18 protein-coding genes, 2 tRNA genes and 1 rRNA gene are annotated in these 18,985 nt (G+C 65.4%); 8 read left to right on the top strand and 13 right to left on the bottom strand.

From position 1 onward, the window contains the following. The 3 genes from L5G32_RS08570 to L5G32_RS08580 all read right to left on the bottom strand — a co-directional run bounded on the left by L5G32_RS08570 (position 1) and on the right by L5G32_RS08580 (position 3,428). The gene (locus tag L5G32_RS08570) at positions 1–666 is read right to left on the bottom strand and encodes a hypothetical protein (RefSeq protein ID WP_237010601.1); all 666 of its coding nucleotides are present in this window, start codon (positions 664–666) and stop codon (positions 1–3) included. Position 667: 1 nt separating this feature from the next. Then, positions 668–2,275, bottom strand: coding sequence for a peptide chain release factor 3 (locus tag L5G32_RS08575; protein WP_237010602.1), 1,608 nt, complete (start codon positions 2,273–2,275; stop codon positions 668–670). 133 nt (positions 2,276–2,408) lie between these two features. Beyond that, on the bottom strand, positions 2,409–3,428 hold the full coding sequence (locus L5G32_RS08580) for a beta-ketoacyl-ACP synthase III (RefSeq protein ID WP_237010603.1): 1,020 nt from the start codon (positions 3,426–3,428) through the stop codon (positions 2,409–2,411). 313 nt (positions 3,429–3,741) lie between these two features. On the opposite strand from L5G32_RS08580, the gene L5G32_RS08585 reads away from it, so the two are divergent. Together L5G32_RS08585 and L5G32_RS08590 are read left to right on the top strand one after the other, a co-directional pair. Continuing rightward, positions 3,742–4,758, top strand: coding sequence for an ATP-binding cassette domain-containing protein (locus L5G32_RS08585; RefSeq protein WP_237010604.1), 1,017 nt, complete (start codon positions 3,742–3,744; stop codon positions 4,756–4,758). Continuing rightward, complete coding sequence (locus L5G32_RS08590; protein WP_237010605.1) at positions 4,758–5,519, top strand: ABC transporter permease; 762 nt, start codon at positions 4,758–4,760, stop codon at positions 5,517–5,519. The genes L5G32_RS08585 and L5G32_RS08590 overlap by 1 nt, the downstream gene beginning before the upstream one ends. A 126-nt stretch (positions 5,520–5,645) precedes the next feature. Here L5G32_RS08590 and L5G32_RS08595 read toward each other — a convergent pair whose 3' ends face one another. The 5 genes from L5G32_RS08595 to L5G32_RS08615 form a co-directional block, all read right to left on the bottom strand. After that, positions 5,646–6,758, bottom strand: a complete 1,113-nt coding sequence (locus L5G32_RS08595; RefSeq protein WP_237010606.1) for a beta-ketoacyl-ACP synthase 3 — start codon at positions 6,756–6,758, stop codon at positions 5,646–5,648. 81 nt (positions 6,759–6,839) lie between these two features. Continuing rightward, positions 6,840–8,099 carry an MFS transporter gene (locus tag L5G32_RS08600; RefSeq protein WP_237010607.1) on the bottom strand — a complete coding sequence of 420 codons (1,260 nt, stop codon included), beginning with the start codon at positions 8,097–8,099 and terminating at the stop codon, positions 6,840–6,842. Further along, on the bottom strand, positions 8,096–9,433 hold the full coding sequence (locus L5G32_RS08605; RefSeq protein WP_237010608.1) for a GH1 family beta-glucosidase: 1,338 nt from the start codon (positions 9,431–9,433) through the stop codon (positions 8,096–8,098). Before L5G32_RS08605 ends, L5G32_RS08600 begins: the two co-directional genes overlap by 4 nt. Before the next feature lie 107 nt (positions 9,434–9,540). After that, positions 9,541–10,107: an aminoacyl-tRNA hydrolase gene (gene pth / locus L5G32_RS08610; protein ID WP_237010609.1), complete on the bottom strand. Its 567-nt coding sequence runs from the start codon at positions 10,105–10,107 to the stop codon at positions 9,541–9,543. Next, positions 10,108–10,725, bottom strand: a complete 618-nt coding sequence (locus tag L5G32_RS08615) for a 50S ribosomal protein L25/general stress protein Ctc (protein ID WP_237010610.1) — start codon at positions 10,723–10,725, stop codon at positions 10,108–10,110. Positions 10,726–10,886: 161 nt separating this feature from the next. Here L5G32_RS08615 and L5G32_RS08620 point away from each other — a divergent pair, with 161 nt between their 5' ends. Then, positions 10,887–11,324, top strand: a complete 438-nt coding sequence (locus tag L5G32_RS08620) for a limonene-1,2-epoxide hydrolase family protein (protein ID WP_237010611.1) — start codon at positions 10,887–10,889, stop codon at positions 11,322–11,324. A 158-nt stretch (positions 11,325–11,482) separates the two neighbouring features. Here the strand turns inward: L5G32_RS08620 and arsC are convergent, their stop codons facing one another. After that, positions 11,483–11,824 carry an arsenate reductase (glutaredoxin) gene (gene arsC, locus L5G32_RS08625; RefSeq protein ID WP_237010612.1) on the bottom strand — a complete coding sequence of 114 codons (342 nt, stop codon included), beginning with the start codon at positions 11,822–11,824 and terminating at the stop codon, positions 11,483–11,485. A gap of 43 nt (positions 11,825–11,867) precedes the next feature. On the opposite strand from arsC, the gene L5G32_RS08630 reads away from it, so the two are divergent. Then, positions 11,868–12,482, top strand: a complete 615-nt coding sequence (locus L5G32_RS08630; protein ID WP_237010613.1) for a hypothetical protein — start codon at positions 11,868–11,870, stop codon at positions 12,480–12,482. A 3-nt stretch (positions 12,483–12,485) separates the two neighbouring features. Here L5G32_RS08630 and L5G32_RS08635 read toward each other — a convergent pair whose 3' ends face one another. Together L5G32_RS08635 and glmU are read right to left on the bottom strand one after the other, a co-directional pair. After that, positions 12,486–13,463: a ribose-phosphate diphosphokinase gene (locus tag L5G32_RS08635; RefSeq protein WP_237010614.1), complete on the bottom strand. Its 978-nt coding sequence runs from the start codon at positions 13,461–13,463 to the stop codon at positions 12,486–12,488. 3 nt (positions 13,464–13,466) lie between these two features. After that, the gene (gene glmU, locus L5G32_RS08640; protein WP_237010615.1) at positions 13,467–14,939 is read right to left on the bottom strand and encodes a bifunctional UDP-N-acetylglucosamine diphosphorylase/glucosamine-1-phosphate N-acetyltransferase GlmU; all 1,473 of its coding nucleotides are present in this window, start codon (positions 14,937–14,939) and stop codon (positions 13,467–13,469) included. A 213-nt stretch (positions 14,940–15,152) separates the two neighbouring features. Here glmU and L5G32_RS08645 point away from each other — a divergent pair. Next, a tRNA-Gln gene (locus L5G32_RS08645) sits at positions 15,153–15,224 on the top strand. A 7-nt stretch (positions 15,225–15,231) separates the two neighbouring features. Here the strand turns inward: L5G32_RS08645 and L5G32_RS08650 are convergent. Beyond that, positions 15,232–16,005: a nuclear transport factor 2 family protein gene (locus L5G32_RS08650; protein ID WP_237010616.1), complete on the bottom strand. Its 774-nt coding sequence runs from the start codon at positions 16,003–16,005 to the stop codon at positions 15,232–15,234. 154 nt (positions 16,006–16,159) lie between these two features. Between L5G32_RS08650 and L5G32_RS08655 the strand changes: the two genes are divergently transcribed. Continuing rightward, a tRNA-Gln gene (locus tag L5G32_RS08655) sits at positions 16,160–16,231 on the top strand. Between the two features lie 133 nt (positions 16,232–16,364). On the opposite strand, the gene L5G32_RS08660 is transcribed toward L5G32_RS08655, so the two are convergent. Further along, a complete protein-coding gene (locus L5G32_RS08660) occupies positions 16,365–17,582 on the bottom strand; it encodes an oxygenase MpaB family protein (RefSeq protein WP_237010617.1) in 1,218 nt (405 codons plus the stop codon). A gap of 112 nt (positions 17,583–17,694) precedes the next feature. Between L5G32_RS08660 and L5G32_RS08665 the strand changes: the two genes are divergently transcribed. Further along, on the top strand, positions 17,695–18,360 hold the full coding sequence (locus tag L5G32_RS08665; RefSeq protein ID WP_237010618.1) for a TetR/AcrR family transcriptional regulator: 666 nt from the start codon (positions 17,695–17,697) through the stop codon (positions 18,358–18,360). Positions 18,361–18,861: 501 nt separating this feature from the next. After that, positions 18,862–18,985: ribosomal RNA gene (locus tag L5G32_RS08670) — 16S ribosomal RNA — on the top strand; the annotation flags it as partial.

The following is an 18,985-nucleotide window of genomic DNA, read 5'->3' on the forward strand; positions in this document are numbered from 1 at the left end:
CTACCGCTGCACGTCGAAGCGCCCCGTCAGTCTCGCCGTGAGCGGCGTAGACGTCGGCGCGGGATCCTCGTCGTAGGGGACGTCGTCGGACGGGGCGAACGGATCCGCATTCTGGGCGACGGCCTGGGTGCAGGTGAAGCGTCCGGCGGTATGGCGTCCACTGACCTTCGTGAGCGTCAGTGAGCAGGCGGGCGCCGTGTAATAGGTCCCGGCGGCGGACACGCCGACCATCGCGCTGATCGGGTCCGTCAGCTCGCCGACGGTCCGGTTCGCCGGCGTGCGCTCGCCGGTGAGCGCGGACGCGAGGAACTCGAACTGGCCGCCCTCGCCGTTGCCGCCCGAGAACGTGAACAGCAGGGAGTCCGGTGGGCTCTCCACGGACTCGTTGCCCCATTTGGCGAATTCAACGCACTGGCTGCGTCGGCCGTCGGACGGTTCGATCTTGACCTGCATGACGCCGCGGGAGTACTTCAGTCCGTACGCACTGCGGTTCACTGTGCCGGTCGGCGTCGCCTCGTCGCAGTCGGCGAGCGACAGACGTGGTGCACCGGACGGCTGGGACGGGTCAGTCGACTCGTCGACAGGGGAGGTCCCACACGCGGCGAGGGCGAGCGAGAGGGCGAGAGACCCGGCAGCCCAGGACCCTGCAGCCCGGTGCACGCGCATGTCAGTCGGCTGCGGCGACGAGGGGCTCCAGGAGGAGGTCCTTGTGTTCCTTCTCGATGTACTGCAGGCGCCACTTGTCGCTGAACAGGGCGAGGATGGCTCCGTCGGTGCGGGTGAAGACTTCGACGCCGCGCTGCCTGTTCAGTTCGGGTGCGCTCGCCTCGTCGGTGCGCCGCGCCAGCGCATAGCCGAGCGGTTCGATCACGGTGTCGACGTTGAACTCGGCCTTCATGCGGGCGGTCACCACCTCGAATTGCATCGGACCGACGGCCGCGAGAACAGGCGAGGCGTCGCCGCGCAGGTCGTTGCGCAGCACCTGCACGACGCCTTCGGCGTCGAGCTGGTCGATGGCCTTGCGGAACTGCTTGTACTTGTCGGCGGTCGTCACCCGCAGCGACGAGAAGTGCTCGGGCGCGAACGAGGGGATCGGCGGGTACTGAACCTTGGGATCGAGGTAGAGGGTGTCGCCGGGGGCGAGGGCCATCGCGTTGACGAGGCCGACGACGTCGCCCGGGTAGGCGGTGTCGACGGTGGCACGGTCGCGACCGAAGACGGCTTGCGCGTACTTGGTGGCGAACGGCTTCCCGGTCTGCGCGTGACTGACGACCATGCCGCGCTCGAACTGTCCGGAGACGATCCGCATGTAGGCCAGGCGGTCGCGGTGCGAACTGTCCATGCCTGCCTGAACCTTGAAGACGACGGCGCTGAACGGGTCGGCGACCTCACGGGTCGAGTCGTCGATCGCGACGCGACCGCGCGGCGGGGGAGCGAACTCGACGAGCGCCTCCAACAGTTGGCGCACACCGAAGTTGAGCATCGCCGACGTGAAGATCATCGGCGACGTCTGACCGGCCAGGAACATCTCCTGGTCGTGGTCCTGCCCGAGTTCGCCGAGGAGTTCGCTCTCCTCGGACGCCGCGACCCACGCTGCGCCTTCGGTGTCCCGCGCGGTGTCCGCGTCGAGGATCGACTCGGGCGCGACCTTCGCGCCGCCCGCGGTCCGGGTGAACTTGATGTACTCGCCGGTGCGGCGGTCCAGCAGTCCGCGATAGTCGCCTGCGATGCCGACCGGGACGTACAGGGGTGTCGGGATGAGGCCGATGCGCTCGCTGATCTCGTCGATCAGCTCCAACGGGGTCTGTCCGGGACGGTCCCACTTGTTGACGACGGTGATCACCGGGATGCCGCGGTGGCGGCACACCTGGAACAGTTTCAACGTCTGCGGCTCGAGGCCCTTCGCTGCGTCGATGAGCATGACGGCGGCGTCGACGGCGGTCAGCACGCGGTAGGTGTCCTCGGAGAAGTCCGAGTGGCCCGGCGTGTCGACGAGGTTGATGACGTGCGGGAGGTCGGGGTCGTCGCCGGTGGCCGCGTATTTGAACTGCAGCGCAGTGGAACTGACGGAGATGCCGCGGGCCTTCTCCATCTCCATCCAGTCCGAGACGGTCGAGCGTCGCCCGCCCTTGCCGTGGACGGCACCCGCCTCGCTGATCATGCGGGCGTGCAACGCCAACGCTTCGGTCATCGTCGACTTGCCCGCGTCGGGATGGGAGATGATGGCGAACGTGCGACGGCGCTTCACTTCACGCCCGATGACCTCGGAACTCACCCGTCTACGCTATCGGGCCGGAGGTTGTTGCAGCAAAAATCGACTCGCGACCCTCCTGCCCCCAAACTCGCGTTGCACGTTTGAACGTTCGATCGTGCAACGCGAGATCGGGGGTAGAAGACGCTGTCAGGGGTCACTCGAACGGGATCGGCGGCATCGTGACGACCTGAGCGGCGTAGCTAAGACCCGCGCCGTAGCCGAGGAGCAGAGCGGTGTCGCCCGGCTTGGCAGCTCCGGTGGAGAGCATCGTCTCCATGGCGAGGGGGATCGAAGCGGCCGACGTGTTGCCGGTGGTCTCGATGTCGTTGGCGACGGCCGTCGTCTCCGGGAACTTGAGGCTCTTGGCCAGCAGGTCGTTGATGCGCGTGTTGGCCTGGTGCGGGACGAACACGTCGATGTCGGACGCGTCGACTTTCGCGACGTCGAGAGCGCGCTGCGCGGCCTTGCCCATCTCGAACGCGGCCCACCGGAACACAGCTGTGCCCTGCAGCCGGATGTACGGGCGCTTGGAGTGGTCGTCGCTGTCGATGTAGCTGAGCCAGTCGATGTCCTGACGGATCGCGTCGAACTGAGTGCCGTCGCTGCCCCAGACCACCGGGCCGAGGCCCTGCTTCTCGGTCGGTCCGATCACGACGGCTCCTGCGCCGTCGCCGAAGATGAAGCAGTTGCCGCGATCGGTCATGTCGAGTGTCACCGACAGTTGCTCGGCGCCGATGACGAGGACGTTGGTCGCGCTGCCGCCGCGCACCATGTCGCCGGCCAGCGACATCGCGTAACCGAAGCCGGCGCAGCCGACGGTCACGTCGAACGCAGGGACCCCGTTGGCGCCCAGTTCGGTCGCGATCTTCACTGCGCCCGCGGGTGTCTGCAACAAGTGCGTGTTGGTTGCGAGGATGACGGCGTCGATGTCCGTCCCGGACAGGAGAGCGTTCGCGATCGCGGTGCGTCCGGCGTTGACGCCCATCTCGACGACGGTCTCGTCGTGCCGTGCGAAACGTCGAGTCTTGATGCCGGTACGCGTGTAGATCCACTCGTCAGACGAGTCGATGTTCTCGCATATCTCGTCGTTGGTGACGACGCGCTCTGGTCGGTACGCGCCGATCCCGAGCATGCCGATGTTCTTGATACCGGTCGCTTCGTGCAGTTCCACCATGGACGATCTCCTCCGAGCTCTTCGTCTGTATCCCTCACCGTCTCACGTTCCGATGGCTACCGGGAAGTACTAGTTTCGTCGGCCCCCCCGCCCGCTGGTCGAGCCCCACTGCTGGTCGAGCCCCACTGCTGGTCGAGCCCACTGCTGGTCGAGCGGAGTCGAGACCACGACGCTGGTCGAGACCGGCCGAGACTGTCGGAGGCTCCTGCTAAATCTGTTGACACACCTCGATCGGCACGGGAACCATGAATTCCGTCCGTTTCGGACTCAATACTTTCCGGACCGTGCGACTTCCGGAGGAAGCGACTCGCGAATGATCCATGCCAGAGGGCTCGTTCAGACGTTTACGACGGGTAGGGGTAAGCAACTCAAACAGGTTCGCGCAGTCGACGGGGTCGATCTCGACATCGCAGAAGGGGAGGTCGTCGGCTTCCTCGGCCCCAACGGCGCGGGTAAGACCACCACGCTGCGAATGCTCACGACACTTCTACGTCCGACGGAGGGCACGGCGACGGTCAACGGCTTCGACGTCCTGACCGAGTCGGTACAGGTGCGCCGGAGTATCGGTTACGTGTCTCAGGCCGGGTCGACGTTCTCGCAGGCGCTTGCGGGCGACGAGGTCAGCGATCACGGCCAGCTGTACGGCATGTCACGGCGGGACGCGGTGGTTCGCGGCAAGGAGTTGTTCGACCAACTGCAACTCGACGGCTTGTGGGACCGCATGCCGAAGAACATGTCGGGCGGACAGAAACGTCGTCTCGACATCGTGATGGGCCTGATCCACGATCCGACGTTGGTGTTCCTCGACGAGCCGACCACCGGACTCGACCCGCAGGCCCGCGCCAATCTGTGGGAGCACATAGCGAGGCTCCGCACCGACCGCGGCGCCACCGTGTTCCTCACGACCCATTATCTCGACGAGGCCGACGCATTGTCGGACCGCATCCTCATCATCGACAACGGCCGGATCGTCGCCGCCGACACTCCGGAGAACCTGAAGTCGCAGGTGTCGGGCGACCTCGTCCGTCTCGAACTCGGCGATCGAGCGCACGTCGCCGCGGTCGCGCAGTCGCTCGAGTCAGTCGGCACCGACGTCGAGATCGATGGGACCGCGCTCAGTGCGCGCGTCCGCGGATCGGCACGGATAGTTCCCGGTCTTCTCCGCGACCTCGACGGGCGGGGCGCGATCCTGGAGGGAATCGAGATCGTCAAACCGACGCTCGACGACGTCTTCCTCACCTTGACCGGTCGTTCGCTGCGCGATGACACCCCTGCTGATGACACCCCCGATGGCGATCCGACGGCGCGAACCGAGAAGGAGGCGCTGTGATGGCATTCGCCACCGAGTCGTACGTCGTGTTCCGTCGTCAGCTGCGAATGAATCTCCGGAATCCCGCGTGGGTGCTCATCGGCATCATGCAGCCGGTCATGTATCTGCTGCTGTTCGGTCCGCTGCTGAAACCACTGGTGACACAGTTTCCCGGGGCCGGCGACAACGCGTACACGTTCTTCGTTCCCGGGCTGCTCGTACAGCTCGGCATCTTCGGCGCGATGTTCGCCGGATTCAGTCTCATCGGCGAATGGCGTGAAGGTGTCATCGAAGCCGAGCGCGTCACCCCGGCGAGCCGGACCGCGCTGCTGTTCGGCCGAATACTGCGCGACCTGCTGCAACTGTTGGTGCAGGCGCTCATCTTGATCGGTCTCGGCTACGTCATGGGCATGCGGGGCGCGATCGTCGGCGTGCTCGTCGGCCTCGTCATCACTCTTCTCGTCGGCGGGGCATGCGCCGCGGCGTCGAACGCTCTGGCGCTCACCACCAAGAGCGAAGACGTGATGGCTCCGGTCATCAACATGGTGATGATGCCGATCCTGCTGCTGTCCGGGATCCTGCTGCCGATGACGATCGGTCCCGAATGGCTGCAGCGGGTCAGTGACTTCATCCCGTTCCGCTGGATCACCGACGGCGTCCGCAGTTCGTTCCTGGGGGACGTGATGTCGTCTCAGGTCGGGTGGGGGCTGCTTGCAGCGCTCGTCCTCAGCGCTCTCGGCACCTGGTGGGGCACTTCCGTGTTCCGGAAAGAGAACGCTTGAGTGGATCTCGACTCCGCTCGATCAGCAGGAAGGCTCGATCAGCGGCAGCCCCGCTGGTCGAGACAGCTCCGCTGGTCGAGCGGAGTCTGCGAGACAGCTTCGCTGGTCGAGCGGAGTCGAGGCCCCTTACGGCAGCAGCAGGTGCTTGGCGAGCGGACCGGGCTTCGCGTCCTCTAGGCCGTCGAAGCTCGAGACCTTCGGGGCCGGCGGCAAGGTGACGACGCCGCCGGCGTAGCTCAGTCCGGCGCCGAAGCCGAGAATCAACGAGGTCGCGCCGCCCTGAGCCTTGCCGGTGGCGAGGAGTTCCTCCATGGCGAGCGGGATCGACGCTGCCGACGTGTTGGCGGTGTTCTCGATGTCGTAGGCCATCGGCAGTTCGTCCGGGAAGCCGAGGTTCTTCTTCATCAGATCGTTGATGCGGGCGTTCGCCTGGTGCGGTACGAACACCTCGATGTCGTCGAGGGTCGCGCCCGAGATCGACAACATGTTGCCGAGAGCCTTCGGCAGTGTGATCGCGGCCCACCGGAAGACGCTCGGGCCTGCCATGTTGATCACCATGCGACCGACGGGGTCGGTCTCGGGATCCTTGCCCTGGTATTCGACGGCACGCGCCATGTACGAGACGGTGTCGAAGTTCTGGATGATCGCGTCGGCATGCTCGCCGTCGCTGCCCGACACCATCGGCGAGATGCCGTTGGTCTCGCTCGGTCCGACGATCACGGCGCCTGCGCCGTCACCGAAGATGAAGCCCGTCGACCGGTCGGTCACGTCGAGGCCGACGGACATCGTCTCGACACCGATCACCACGACGTAGGTGGCACTGCCTGCGCGGATCGCGTCGGCGGCCACCCCGAGTGCGTAGCCGAACCCGCCGCACCCGGCGGACACGTCGAACGCCGACACCCCGTTGAGGCCGATGTCGTTGGCGACGATCGGGGCGCCGTGCGGCACGTTGTACGGCCAACTGCTGGTGGCCATGATGACCATGTCGATCTTCTCGCGGTCGACGTCGGAGTTGTTGATCGCGCGTTCGGCGGCTGCCGACGACATGCTGCGGATCGATTCGTCACCGCTGATCCAACGTCGGGCCCGGATGCCACTTCGCTCGTGGATCCACTGGTCCGACGAGTCCAGAACGGTGCAGAGCTCATCGTTCGTCACCAGCCGCGCAGGCCGGTACGCACCGATGCCGAGCATCGCCACATTCTGATGTCCAGACGGAGTCGCCAGTGTCGCCAAGATGTCTGTCCTTCGCTGTCTGCCCGACACTGCTTCGCGACGGGGTTCGGGGGGAATTCTACGTCTGCCGTTGTCGTCCGTTCAGGGCAGGGAGGCGGGTCGTGTCTCCCGTGCACGCAGCGTGACGAGTCCGCCGAGGATCGAGAGGGCGCATGCTGCCGCGAACACGAGCCAGAACCCGCCGACCAACGCGACCAGACCGGCGCCCAGGACGGGGCCGAGGAGTTGGCCGAGGGCTGCGGCGACGTTGACGATGCCGAGGTCTCGGCCATGGTCCTGTTCGTACGGCAGAAGGTCGGTGGCGAAGGCGAGGCCCGCCGTCGAGAACGCACCGTAACCGACACCCATGATCGCGGCGGCGATCAACGTCGCGGTGAACGTCGGGCTGGCGACGACGACGATGCCCGCTACGGACTGGACGATCGCCGCGGCCACAGTCAGCGCGCGACGATGCCCGAGGCGGTCGGCGATCAGACCGGACGCGATCGATGCGCCGACCACGAACACCGTGTAGACGACGACGAGGATCAGCAGGTTGTCCTCGGCGTCGGTCTCGGCTTGTCCGAGGCCGTACAGCAGAAAGAACAGGAACAGGGAGGTGCCGAGTGCGTTGCCGACATTGGTGACGAGGCGGCCGGTCAGCATCCACGCGAAGTCCTTGTCGCGCAGCGATGCCCACCGATCGTGGCGTTCGTCGACGGCGAGCAGGGCGCGCGGGACCACGGGGTCGGGCAGTCCGAACGCGGCCCAGGTCCCGAGGACCGCCATGACGGCGGCGAGCAGGAGGTAACCGGGGAGGACGTCGAGTCCGAGGAGTACGACGGCTCCCACTCCGAGCACGATGCCCAGTGCTTGAGACGAGCCGACGGCTGCGGCCGCGCCGCCGCGCCGGTCGACGGGAAGCTGGTCGGCGATGAGCGCGCTGAACGCGGCCGACGCGACGCCGATACCGGTGCACACGCCGATCCACGCAGCTCCGACGAGCCATGGTTGGTGCGCGAGCCCGGTGAGCACCAGTGACAGGGCGATCAACCAGGTTCCGCCGAGCGCCCACACACGTCGTCGGGCACCGAGACCGGCGGGCATCCGCGTGCCGTCGGTCCTGTCCGATGCGGCGCCTGCCAGCGGACCGGCGACGACGCCTGCGAGCCCGCCGACCCCGAGGATCAGGCCGGAGAGGACGACGCCGCGGATCCATTCGTCGCCGCCGTCGGAGACCTGATCGTTCAGTTGCAACGGCAGCAGCAGTTGCAGGGGAGTCAGTTGGACCATCCAGATGGCGAGCCACGCCAGGGTGAACAGCGTCATCCAGCGGCGACTGCCCGCCGCGGCCTGCTTCACCTGCGATTCTCCGCGATCAGTCGGCGATACCAGTCGTACGACGCTTTCGGTGTGCGATCTCCCGTGTCGAAATCGACATGTGCGAGGCCGAACCGCTGCGTGTAGCCGTCGGCCCACTCGAAGTTGTCCATCAGCGACCAGACGGTGTATTCGTCCACGCGGACGCACGCTGCCATGGCGTCGCCGACGGCGCGGATGTGGCCGTCGAGATAGGCGATGCGCTCGGCGTCGTCGATCGTGCCGTCGGAGGTGTCCGGCTCGGGGAACGACGCCCCGTTCTCGCTGATGATCACGGGCGGCAGGTTCGGGTAGCGCTGAGAGAAGTCGACGAGGAGTTCGCGGAGAGTGCTTGGGACGATCGGCCACTCGGGTCCGAAACCGGTCACCGGCACGCCGGGCGTCGGCACGATCTCGAACGGAATCGGATTGTCAGGACCGGGAGCGGTCACCGTCGTCGGATTGTAGAAGTTGATCGCGTAGAAGTCCGGCGGGATCGAGATCACGTCCAGGTCGCCGTCGACGATCGGCAGCTCGACGTCGATTCCCGGCAGGTCCGGGTATGCGCCGGTGAGGATCGGATCGGCGAACAGGCGATTGTGGACCGCGTCGTACGCGGCTACGGCGGACGCGTCCTCGGGGGAGTCGTGGAGCGGCCGGACATGCGTGTGATTGTTGGCGACGCCGACAGCCCGGGCTCCGTGCTCGCGTAAGACGCGGGCCGCGTGACCGTGTGCCAGCAACTGGTGGTGGGCCGTCGGGAGGGCGTCGAACAGTAGGAACTCGCCGGGAGCGAGCGCGCCGATCGCGTAGCCTTCCAGCGTCGTCATCGCTGGTTCGTTGACGGTGTACCAGTTCTCGACGCGGTCGCCGAGTCGTTCGGCGACGATCTCCGCGTAGTCGGTGAATCGGCCGACGATGTCGCGGACCGTCCACCCGCCCGCCTCGTGCAGGCCGATCGGCAGATCCCAGTGGTAGAGCGTCGGGAACGGGGTCACGCCCGCGGCGAGGAGGTCGTCCACCAACCGTGAGTAGTAGTCGAGTCCTGCGGCGTTTCCCGGGCCGCTGCCGTCGGGCTGAACGCGTGTCCAGGAGATGGAGAATCGGTAGCGGTCCAATCCGAGGTTCGCGGCGAGAGTCACGTCGTCCGCCCAGCGGTGATAGCTGTCGGGACCGGGGTCGGCGGTCGAGCCGTCGACCACCTTTCCCGGGGTGTCGACCCAGGCGTCCCACACCGATCGGCCTCGTCCGTCCGCAGATCGCGCGCCTTCCACCTGGAACGCCGCGGTCGCCGCGGACCATCGGATGGGGCGGGGGAGGACGGGCACGTCCGGCATACGGCTCCTTCGCGAACGGCGATGTTGATCGATCGATCAGTTAATGGTCGAGATCATCATCGCCGATCGGCCGAGCTATCGTGCGAAGACGGCGAAAATGCCGGCAGTCACCAGGCGTGGACGACGTTCTGCGCGGCCTCGAGTCCTTGCTTCACCAGGAGTTCGGCGGCGTCGACACCGTTCGCGATGAGCAGATCGACGTCGGCTCGTGTCGCGGACGGGAACGGTTTGAGGACGAAGTCCGCAGGGTCCTGCCGACCGGGTGGACGCCCGATGCCGAGCCGCACGCGCAGATAGTCGCGGGTGCCGACGGCGGATGTGATGGACCGCAGACCGTTGTGTCCGCCTTCGCCGCCGCCCTGTTTGAGCCGGACCTGACCGAAGTCGATGTCGAGTTCGTCGTGCAGGACGATCAGGTCGGCGGGGGACACCGAGTAGTACGCGGCGAGCGGACCGATCTGACGGCCCGTCACGTTCATGTAGGCGCGAGCCTTGGCGACCATCACCGGTTCTCCACCGATCCGGACGGTCGCGGTCTCGGTGCCCGAACGCTTGTGCACCGAGTATTTCTCGCCGTACGAGAAGACCAGGCTGTCGGCGACCATGGCCCCGATGTTGTGCCTGGTCTTCTCGTAGGTTGGACCCGGGTTGCCGAGTCCGACGATGAGCTTCACTTACTCGTCGGCAGCCTCGGTGGCGTCGCCCTCGGCGTCGCCCTCGATCTCGTCCTCGGTGGCCGCAGCGGACTTCGCCTCGTTGACCGCGACGATCGCGTACTCGGGGTTGGTGACGAGGGTGACGCCCGACGGGATGTTCAGGTCGCCTGCGGTGACGAGAGTGCCCGCCTCGGCGTTCTCGACGTCGACGATGATGCTCTCCGGAATGTGCATGGCCTCTGCCTCGACCTCGACCGAGCTGGCCTCCTGCACGGTGAGCGTTCCGCCCATCGGGGTGCCCTCGACGAGGACGGGGATGTCGACGACGACCTTCTCGCCGCGGCGGATGACGAGGAAGTCGATGTGCTCGACGTAGTCGCGCAGCGGGTGGACGTCCACCTGGCGGGCCAGCACGAGCTGGCTGGTGCCCTCGATGTCGAGATCGATGACGGCGTTGAGGCCGTAGTTACGCAGAATGGTGTTCAGCTCCAGCTTGGGGAGCAGGAGGTGCTGAGGGTCGGTGCCGTGGCCGTAGACCACAGCGGGGACCAGGCCCTCGTTGCGGGCGCGGCGCGCGGCGCCCTTGCCCCGGCCAGTGCGGATGGTGACGCTCAGCGTCGGAGTCTTGTTCGACATGGCATGTCCTCCAGTAGATTTCGGTTCGGTGGCGCCGCAGCGAGCGGCATCGACACGCAGAACCTGATCGCCCGAGCGGGCGTGGAGGAGTCCGCAGTCGCGCCGATCACGGTGAACAATCACCCTCGCCGAGACAACGGGAAAGAGTCTACCATGTGGTCATGACGTCACAGAATCCGGTTGACCTGGTCCGACACTTCTTGACCGGCCTCGCTGCGGGTGATGTGGAGTCGGCGCTCGCCGACGTCGACGACGGCATCGTCTACACGAACGTCTCGCTGCCGACGGTGCGCGGAATGGCGAAGTTCGCTTCGATCATGCGCGCGTTGGCCCGGCCAGGATTCGGATTCGACGTCCAGATCCTCGCGATCAGCGCGGACGCCGACGGTGTCGTGCTCACCGAACGCCTCGACGAACTGAAGGCCGGCCCGCTCCGCATCCGATTCTGGGTGTGCGGCCGTTTCGAGGTCCGCGAAGGCCGAATCACGGTGTGGCGCGACTACTTCGACTTCCTCGACGTCACCAGAGGCTTCTTCCGCTCCCTCCTCGGCGTCGTCCTCCCGTCCGCCAACCGGAAGTTCGACGGCGTCGGCAAGTAGGCCCGCGCCGGCTGGTCGAGCGGAGCGCTGTCCTGAGCGAGCGCAGCGAGTCGAAGGGTCGAGACCCCTCCGCTGGTCGAGCGGAGTCGAGACCACCCTCCGCTGGTCGAGCGGAGCGTCGTCCTGAGCGAGCGCAGCGAGTCGAAGGGTCGAGGCCCTTACAAGATCTCGTCGACGCCTTCGGCCGGACGGGCGAGACGGGTGCCCTTGTCGGTGACGACGAACGGCCGATGGACGAGGACGGGATGTTCGACCATCGCGTCGAGGATCGCGTCGTCGGACGCGTCGGCGAGTCCGAGCTCGCTGTAGAGTGTTTCGCGTTCGCGGACCGCCTGGCTTGCGGTGACTCCGGCATCGGCGAACAGCTTCGTCAGTTGTTCGCGGGTCCAGCCATCGGTCAGATATTCGACGACGGTGACGTCGGCGCCTGCGCTCTCGAGCCGCTCCAGCGTCTTGCGCGACGTCGCACAGCGGGGATTGTGATAAATCGTTGCGTCCACAGTTCCACTATACCGCCTGCGACGAGCGGGTTACGGTGCAGACATGAGGGCAGCGGTGCGCTTGATCATGGCGGGGTTCTTGGTCTTCGTCGCGGTTGGTGCCACGAGCGTCTCGCCGGGAACGGCGTGCGCGTGCAGTTGCCTTCCGTTGACCGCCGACGAGGTCGCGCGTGATGCGGGCGTCGTCGTTCAGGGTCGCGCCGTCGGGGAGGTGGAGCGGGGCGGTGACCGGATATACGAGTTCGAGGTCGACGCGTCGTACAAGGCTCGTGTCCACGAACGCATCGAGATCGCGACGTCTCTGGTCAGCGCGTCGTGCGGCGTCGAGTTGGAGATCGGCAGGCAGCGCACGCTGGCGTTGTCGTTTGGCACGCCGATCGGCGGCGACCCGGAGCCGTCGACACCGGGGTGGACAGCATCGTTGTGCAGCAACATCTCCGACCTCGGGGCCGCCGCGATGCCGGCCGCGGCCGGTCCGCGGCTGACGCCCCTCGCTGGGGCGGGCCGACCGAACGGCGCGTCGGACGTTGCCGACCCGGAGACGACGAACGACGCCGCGAGCTCGTCTCGAACCTGGTGGTTCGTGTCGATCGGGGTGCTCGCAGGCGTCGTCGTCGTGATCGGGGTTGTGGTCGCGGCACGTCGGACGCGCCGCTGACCGTTACGCGCTTCCGTTGAACAGGCTGGTGACCGAGCCGTTCTCGAAGACCTCGCGGATCGTGCGAGCGAGCAGCGGGGCGATCGACAGCACGGTGAGGTTGTCGAACCGCTGGTCCTCCGGGATCGGGAGGGTGTCGGTGGAGATCACTTCGCGCGCACCGCAGCTCGCGAGGCGCTCGGCGGCGGGGTGCGAGAACACTCCGTGCGTGGTGGCGATGATGACATCGCCTGCGCCTGCCTCCTTGAGGACGTTGACGGCGCCCGAAATGGTGCCACCGGTGTCGATCATGTCGTCGATGAGTACGCAGGTCTTGCCGGAGACGTCGCCGACCACGCGGTTCGACTTGATCTGGTTCGGCACGTCGGGGTCGCGCGTCTTGTGAACGAACGCCATCGGTGCGCCGTCGAGTTCGTCGGCCCACTTCTCGCCGACCTTGACGCGGCCGGCGTCCGGCGACACGACGCAGATGTTGGAGGTGCCGTACTTGTTGCGCACATACTCGGCGAGCTGGCCCTGTGCGTGCATGTGGTCGACGGGGCCGTCGAAGAAGCCCTGGATCTGATCGGTGTGCAGGTCGACCGTGATGATGCGGTCGGCGCCTGCGGTCTTGAGTAGATCGGCGACGAGGCGGGCCGAGATCGGCTCACGGCCGCGGTGCTTCTTGTCCTGGCGGGCGTACGGGTAGAACGGCAGGATCGCGGTGATGCGCTTGGCCGACCCGCGCTTGAGCGCGTCGATCATGATGAGCGTTTCCATGATCCACTGGTTCATCGGGTAGGGGCAGCTCTGCAGGACGAATGCGTCGCTGCCGCGAACGGAGTCCTCGAAGCGAACGAAGATCTCGCCGTTGGCGAAGTCGCGAGCGGTCTGCGGGGTCAAAGGCACACCGAGAGAGTCGGAGACGGCCTGCGCCAGTTCGGGGTGCGCGCGACCCGCGAACAGCATGAGGTTCTTCTGGTTGTCAGTAGTCCAACTCATCGGCTAGCTCTTATTCTCCTGGTCTCGACCGTTCTTGGCTCGGACCGCCGCGTCTGCGGCAGCCGTTCCGGGGCGCTTGGTGGGCACCCAGTCTTCAATGATGCGCTGTGAGCCAGCGCTCACCGATAGTGCACCCGATGGAACGTCCCCCCGGAGCACGGTACCCGCACCTGTGTACACACCGTCACCGATCGTGAGCGGTGCCACGAACATGTTGTCCGAACCGGTCCGGCAGTGTGAACCGATCACGGTTTTGTGCTTGTCGACGCCGTCGTAATTGACGAAGACGCTCGACGCGCCGATGTTCGTGTACTCGCCGATCTCGGCGTCGCCGACGTACGTCAGGTGCGGAACCTTGGTGCCGGTGCCGATCTGCGCGTTCTTCGTCTCCACGAAGGCGCCGATCTTGCCGGACTCGCCGAGGTCGGTGCCCGGCCGCAGGTAGGCGAACGGTCCGACGGTGGCGCCCGCCCTGATGTGCGCGTCGGATCCGTGGGTGCGGATGACGGACGCGCCTTCGCCGACGACGACGTCGGTGAGAGTCGTGTCCGGGCCGACGACGGCGTCGTCGGCGATCACGCAGCGGCCACGCAGTTGGGTGCCCGATTCGATGTGTACGTCCTGACCGAGAACGACGTCGACGTCGATCCACGTGGTCGCGGGATCGACGACGGTGACACCTGCGAGCATGTGGCGTCGAACCGTGCGGCGGTTGAGCTCGGCACCGAGTTCGGCGAGTTGGACGCGGTCGTTGCAGCCGGCGACTGCGGCGGGATCCTCGACGACGTGCGCCCGCACTTCGCGGCCCGCGTTGCGGGCGATCTCGACGAGGTCGGTCAGGTAGTACTCGCCTTGCGCGTTGTCGGTGGACAGCTTCGAGAGGCCGGTGCGCAGAACGTCGGCGTCGAACGCGTAGATCCCGGCGTTCACCTCGTTAATCGCGCGCTGCTGGTCGGTGGCGTCCTTGTGCTCGACGATGGCTGTCACCCCGCCGCTGCCCTCGCGGACGATCCGGCCGTAGCCGGTCGGGTTCGGTACGACGAAACTCGTGAGCGTCACCGCGGCGCCGTCGTGGGCGGTGTGGGTCGCGACGAGTTCGGACAGCGTCTCGGCGTCGAGGAGCGGGGCGTCTGCGACGGTGACGAGCACCGTTCCCTGGAAGTCGGGGAGTGCCGTCATGCCGGCCCGGGCCGCGTCGCCCGTTCCGCGGGGCGCCTCCTGCTCGGCGATGAGGATCTCGCGTCCGAGCGCGTCGGCGACCGTCGCGATCTCGGCGCTGACGCGTTCGCGCTCATGACTGACGACACCGATGAGCACGTCGGGCGAGATGCCGTCTGCACCGTGCATGGCGTGTCCGACGAGCGATCGGCCGCCGATGCGATGCAGGATCTTAGGCGTCTTCGACTTCATGCGGGTGCCCGCACCGGCTGCCAGCACGATGACCGCGACTCCGGTCTGGCCGGGCTGTCTGCTCATGGATGGATCCTTCACTTGAGACTGTTGACGCTGCCGGGGAGATCCTACGCACCGAGGTCCTCCCGCCGCCTCTTGCTGCTCGAGCGTCGCCCTAACCGCCTGCTGGTCGAGCGAAGTCGAGACGCCCACCGCTGGTCGAGCGGACTCGAGACCCCTCCTGCTGGTCGAGCGGAGTCGAGACCCACCCGCTGCGGCACCATCATGACGCAGCAATCCGCCGTGGTGTAATCGGCAACACTCCTGATTTTGGTTCAGGTATTCCAGGTTCGAGTCCTGGCGGCGGAGCAACGCTCTACTCTTCGAGGTACACCGTCGCGTCGGTCAGCGTTCCGTCCGAGAACTCACACATCGCAACCGCGTGGCGGTCGCCGTCGGACAGGCTCACGGTCACGTAGTCACCCGCCGAGATGAACTTAGACGCCGCCGCGCCTTCGAGCTTTCCGCGGAGAGTTGCTGCGCCCTGGACGCGCTGCGCGCCCCACGTCACGTTCACATCGGCGAATGCAGCAAGCCTGGAGTCGTCACTGCCGTTGACTGCATCGAGAAACTGCGCTGCCGTCTTCTTGCCCGCTGCCCCGACCCGCTTGAAGCCGCGCGCGAAGCCCAACGATCCCGACATGCCCTGGTTCTTCAGGAGTCGTGCCGACAGCCGCAACGACGACGGCAGCGCCCAGAAGCCCTTCCTGCCGAACTGCGCGACCATCGTCGGCAGTTCCCAATGTGCGTACAAGCCGCGGACATGATCGTCGTCGGTCAGTTCATACCGGAGATGCATTGGGACAATGAGGATCACACGATCGGTCATGCGGATCTCGAGTTCCAGATCGCGTACTACGGTGCTGCCGCACACGATGTCGTGCTTCGGATGGAAGACGACGTCGTTGGGTGCGATGAATGTGTCGTAGAACCGGCCGAGTTGCTCGGGACCCTGGTGGATGTCCGAACCCACCGGGTCGTTGACGATCCCGTCAGAGGCGAACAGCGCCAACCACTTCCGCTTGTCGTGGGCGGCGACGGCGGCAGGCGATTGTTCGACGATCGACAGTTTCTCTTCGCGGCTGGACATCGTGGGATCCTACCGCCGGGCGAGTGGCTCTTCCGCCGTTCGTCGAGCCCCATTCTTCTCGTTCGTCGAGCGTCCCCACTCCGCTGGTCGAGCGAAGTCGAGACCGCCTGACGCGACCACCGCCGCCCGCTGTGGCACAATCATGACGCAGTAATCCGCCGTGGTGTAATCGGCAACACTCCTGATTTTGGTTCAGGTATTCCAGGTTCGAGTCCTGGCGGCGGAGCAACGTGAACGTGCTGGTAGCGGTGCGCTTCTGGGGTTCTGGGGTCGGGCGCTCATTCGTAATTGACTAACCCTCTCGTTGGTGTCACCTGCTGACACCAACGAGAGGGTTAAGGTCGACCACGCCGCGCGAGCTACTTGTAATGCGGGTTGTTCGTGTACGGCAACTCGATGCTGATGGGCATCCGCAGCTCGGAGATATAGAGAAGGACGAACTGGCGCAGGATCTCGTCGAAGGTCCAGTACGCCTCTTTCGGCATCCCCGCTTGCAGGATGCCTTCACGCACGAGGATGAACGGTCCCCAGGCGGTCTCCAACAATGGATCCCATACCGGCTCACGCGGGATGCGAAGCTCGTTCGCGATCCGATCGCCGAGCATGAATCGTGTGAGGGCGCCCAGGACTCCGCGCGACAACAGCGTGAGATCGAGGTTGAACCCGAGATCGAGAAGCATGTCCGCGAGCTTGCGGCCCTCGGTCGTGCCCTTGAGGACGGGGTCGAGCGCGATCTTCGCCTGAGCCTCGGAGTCGGCCCACGTCGCCGGGATGAGCCCGTCCTGGATGCCGAGCATGTGCCCCGCGACCTGCCACGAATGTAGAAAGCCCGCAGATTCGGCCGGATCGATCGGCACCTGCCAACGTTTGAGCATCCGCATCACCGTGGTCGGCAGGCTATGCCAGGTCACCATCTGGTCGGCCTGGGTGATCGGCGTCTCCTGGTACGGCATGCGAGACGACCACTGGTGTTGCTGAGGCAGGAGGTGCCGAACAGCGGAATGGATGAGACGCGTCTTGACGCAGGTGACAGCCATCTCGCCACCGTCTTGATAGGCGTTGAGCGACCCGATGTCGTACCCGAGCTTCGCCGTCTTCGAGATCCGGTCCTTCAACGCGGCACCGCCGCGCGAATAATAGACGACCATCGCCTCATGTGGGATGACAGCACTCATCATGCCGCTCGCAAAGCCGTACAGGGCTCCGAGATATGTTCCCCGCTTCTGGTTGAAAGTGACTGCGTCCGCGAGCTTTCCGCGATCAGCCCAGTCGGGTAGTTCGCGTGCCTGGTCGATGAACATGCGTAGATCCGCAGGCAGCGACTTCGGGAGGGTCTGACCGTTCTTCGTCCATCCACGCAGCGCGGTGTTGACCTTGGTGACGTCGCGATGCCGATAGATGTCGGCGATGAGCTCGTCCGGCTCGTCGTCCCATGTGTGCTTAGCGTCGATCGTCGGTCCAGTGCCGGGGGAGGCGCCCGCGAGCGCAGACGTCCAACCGAATGCCGGGGCTGCGAGCAGCGCAGCTCCCGTTCCGGCTCCCACTTGTAATACGCGACGACGTGTCAGGTCTTCCATGTCTTTCCCGTCCCGAGCAAAGTAATGAAACAAGTATTTACTCTCTGTAACATTACTAGCATTCGGTGACCGTGGTCACAAGCAGATTGGTCGGAGAGGTAGCATCGAACCGGTGACGATAGAGGAGATGACTGTGCCGCCGACGTTGTTCGAACGTGCGGCCAAGCGGGCAATAAGTGCTCCGGAGCAGCGATCCGCCGATGCCACCAGAGACAAATTGCTCATCGCGGCGTACGAGCAGTTCTGTGTCGACGGAGTGGCCGGCGCCTCCATGGAGGACGTCGCCAAGCGGGCCGGAACGTCCCGCATCACGATCTACCGGAAGTTCGACAGTAAAGACGCACTCGTCGACGAAGTCATAGCCCGCGAACTGGCGAGCTACTTCGCCTTCTTCCAACAGGCGATGGCCGAAGCCGAGTCGTTCGCCGACCGAGTGGTGACCGGCTTCGTGACATCGATCCAACAGATCTGGTCCAACCCGCTCATCAAGCGGTTGATCGCCGACGACCCTGCCCTCGTTCCGGGCCTGGTCGGCGGTGGGGGCGGCCGCAACATGTACGCGGTCAGTGAGTTCGTAGCGACCGCACTCCGTAAGGAGCAGCACGCAGGCAACCTGCACCCGTCGGTGGATCCCGACCTCGCCGCCGAGCTGATCGCCCGCATCACGGGGTCATTCGTGACGATGCCGGGCGGGCAAGTCGAGCTCGACGACACCGCCCAACTCGAGGATCTCGCACGCTCCTACTTGCTCCCCATGCTGAAGGTCGTCGACGGCTGATTTCCGACACGTCCCTGACCTGCCGATTTGACGCTCCGTTTGGATGTGCGTAACTTATGTCGAGTCAGAGCGGTTCAGCCGCGAAGACAACCCCAAACACTTCCGCCAGATGATCGCAAGATCGGCTGGCGGAAATCGTGTGGGTCCAGTACAGCAAGATCGAGGCCGTTTGCCTAGCAAATCGCGATCCTGCTAGCCTGGAAAGGTCGGCCTGAAAATGGTTGGCAAACAATGTATGTGCTTGCTGGAGTTCGGCCCTGTTGTGGGTTGGTGCTGGTGGGTGTGTGTTCTTTGAGAACTCGATAGTGTGTGATGGATTTTCTTGTGCCATATTATTTTTGTTTTGTGGCTGAGATTGTCTGTTTGTGACAAGGATGAACCCTGTACTGGGTTTGTTGTTTATTTTGGATGGATTTATCAGTCAGTTTTTTGGATTGGTCAGGTTGTGCTTTCTGGCTTTGTGTCGAAATCGCCTGCTTTTGGTGGGTGTTTTGATGTTTTTTGTTGGAGAGTTTGATCCTGGCTCAGGACGAACGCTGGCGGCGTGCTTAACACATGCAAGTCGAACGGAAAGGCCCAGCTTGCTGGGTACTCGAGTGGCGAACGGGTGAGTAACACGTGGGTG

It is taken from the genome of Gordonia zhenghanii (assembly GCF_021738965.1).
GTDB lineage: Bacteria > Actinomycetota > Actinomycetes > Mycobacteriales > Mycobacteriaceae > Gordonia > Gordonia zhenghanii.

Coding starts and splice junctions, on each gene's coding strand:
- L5G32_RS08570 (WP_237010601.1), bottom strand. CDS start 666: ATGCGCGTGCACCGGGCTGCAGGGTCCTGGGCTGCCGGGTCTCTCGCC.
- L5G32_RS08580 (WP_237010603.1), bottom strand. CDS start 3,428: ATGGTGGAACTGCACGAAGCGACCGGTATCAAGAACATCGGCATGCTC.
- L5G32_RS08585 (WP_237010604.1), top strand. CDS start 3,742: ATGATCCATGCCAGAGGGCTCGTTCAGACGTTTACGACGGGTAGGGGT.
- L5G32_RS08590 (WP_237010605.1), top strand. CDS start 4,758: ATGGCATTCGCCACCGAGTCGTACGTCGTGTTCCGTCGTCAGCTGCGA.
- L5G32_RS08605 (WP_237010608.1), bottom strand. CDS start 9,433: ATGCCGGACGTGCCCGTCCTCCCCCGCCCCATCCGATGGTCCGCGGCG.
- L5G32_RS08615 (WP_237010610.1), bottom strand. CDS start 10,725: ATGTCGAACAAGACTCCGACGCTGAGCGTCACCATCCGCACTGGCCGG.
- L5G32_RS08620 (WP_237010611.1), top strand. CDS start 10,887: ATGACGTCACAGAATCCGGTTGACCTGGTCCGACACTTCTTGACCGGC.
- L5G32_RS08630 (WP_237010613.1), top strand. CDS start 11,868: ATGAGGGCAGCGGTGCGCTTGATCATGGCGGGGTTCTTGGTCTTCGTC.
- L5G32_RS08635 (WP_237010614.1), bottom strand. CDS start 13,463: ATGAGTTGGACTACTGACAACCAGAAGAACCTCATGCTGTTCGCGGGT.
- glmU (WP_237010615.1), bottom strand. CDS start 14,939: ATGAGCAGACAGCCCGGCCAGACCGGAGTCGCGGTCATCGTGCTGGCA.
- L5G32_RS08650 (WP_237010616.1), bottom strand. CDS start 16,005: ATGTCCAGCCGCGAAGAGAAACTGTCGATCGTCGAACAATCGCCTGCC.
- L5G32_RS08660 (WP_237010617.1), bottom strand. CDS start 17,582: ATGGAAGACCTGACACGTCGTCGCGTATTACAAGTGGGAGCCGGAACG.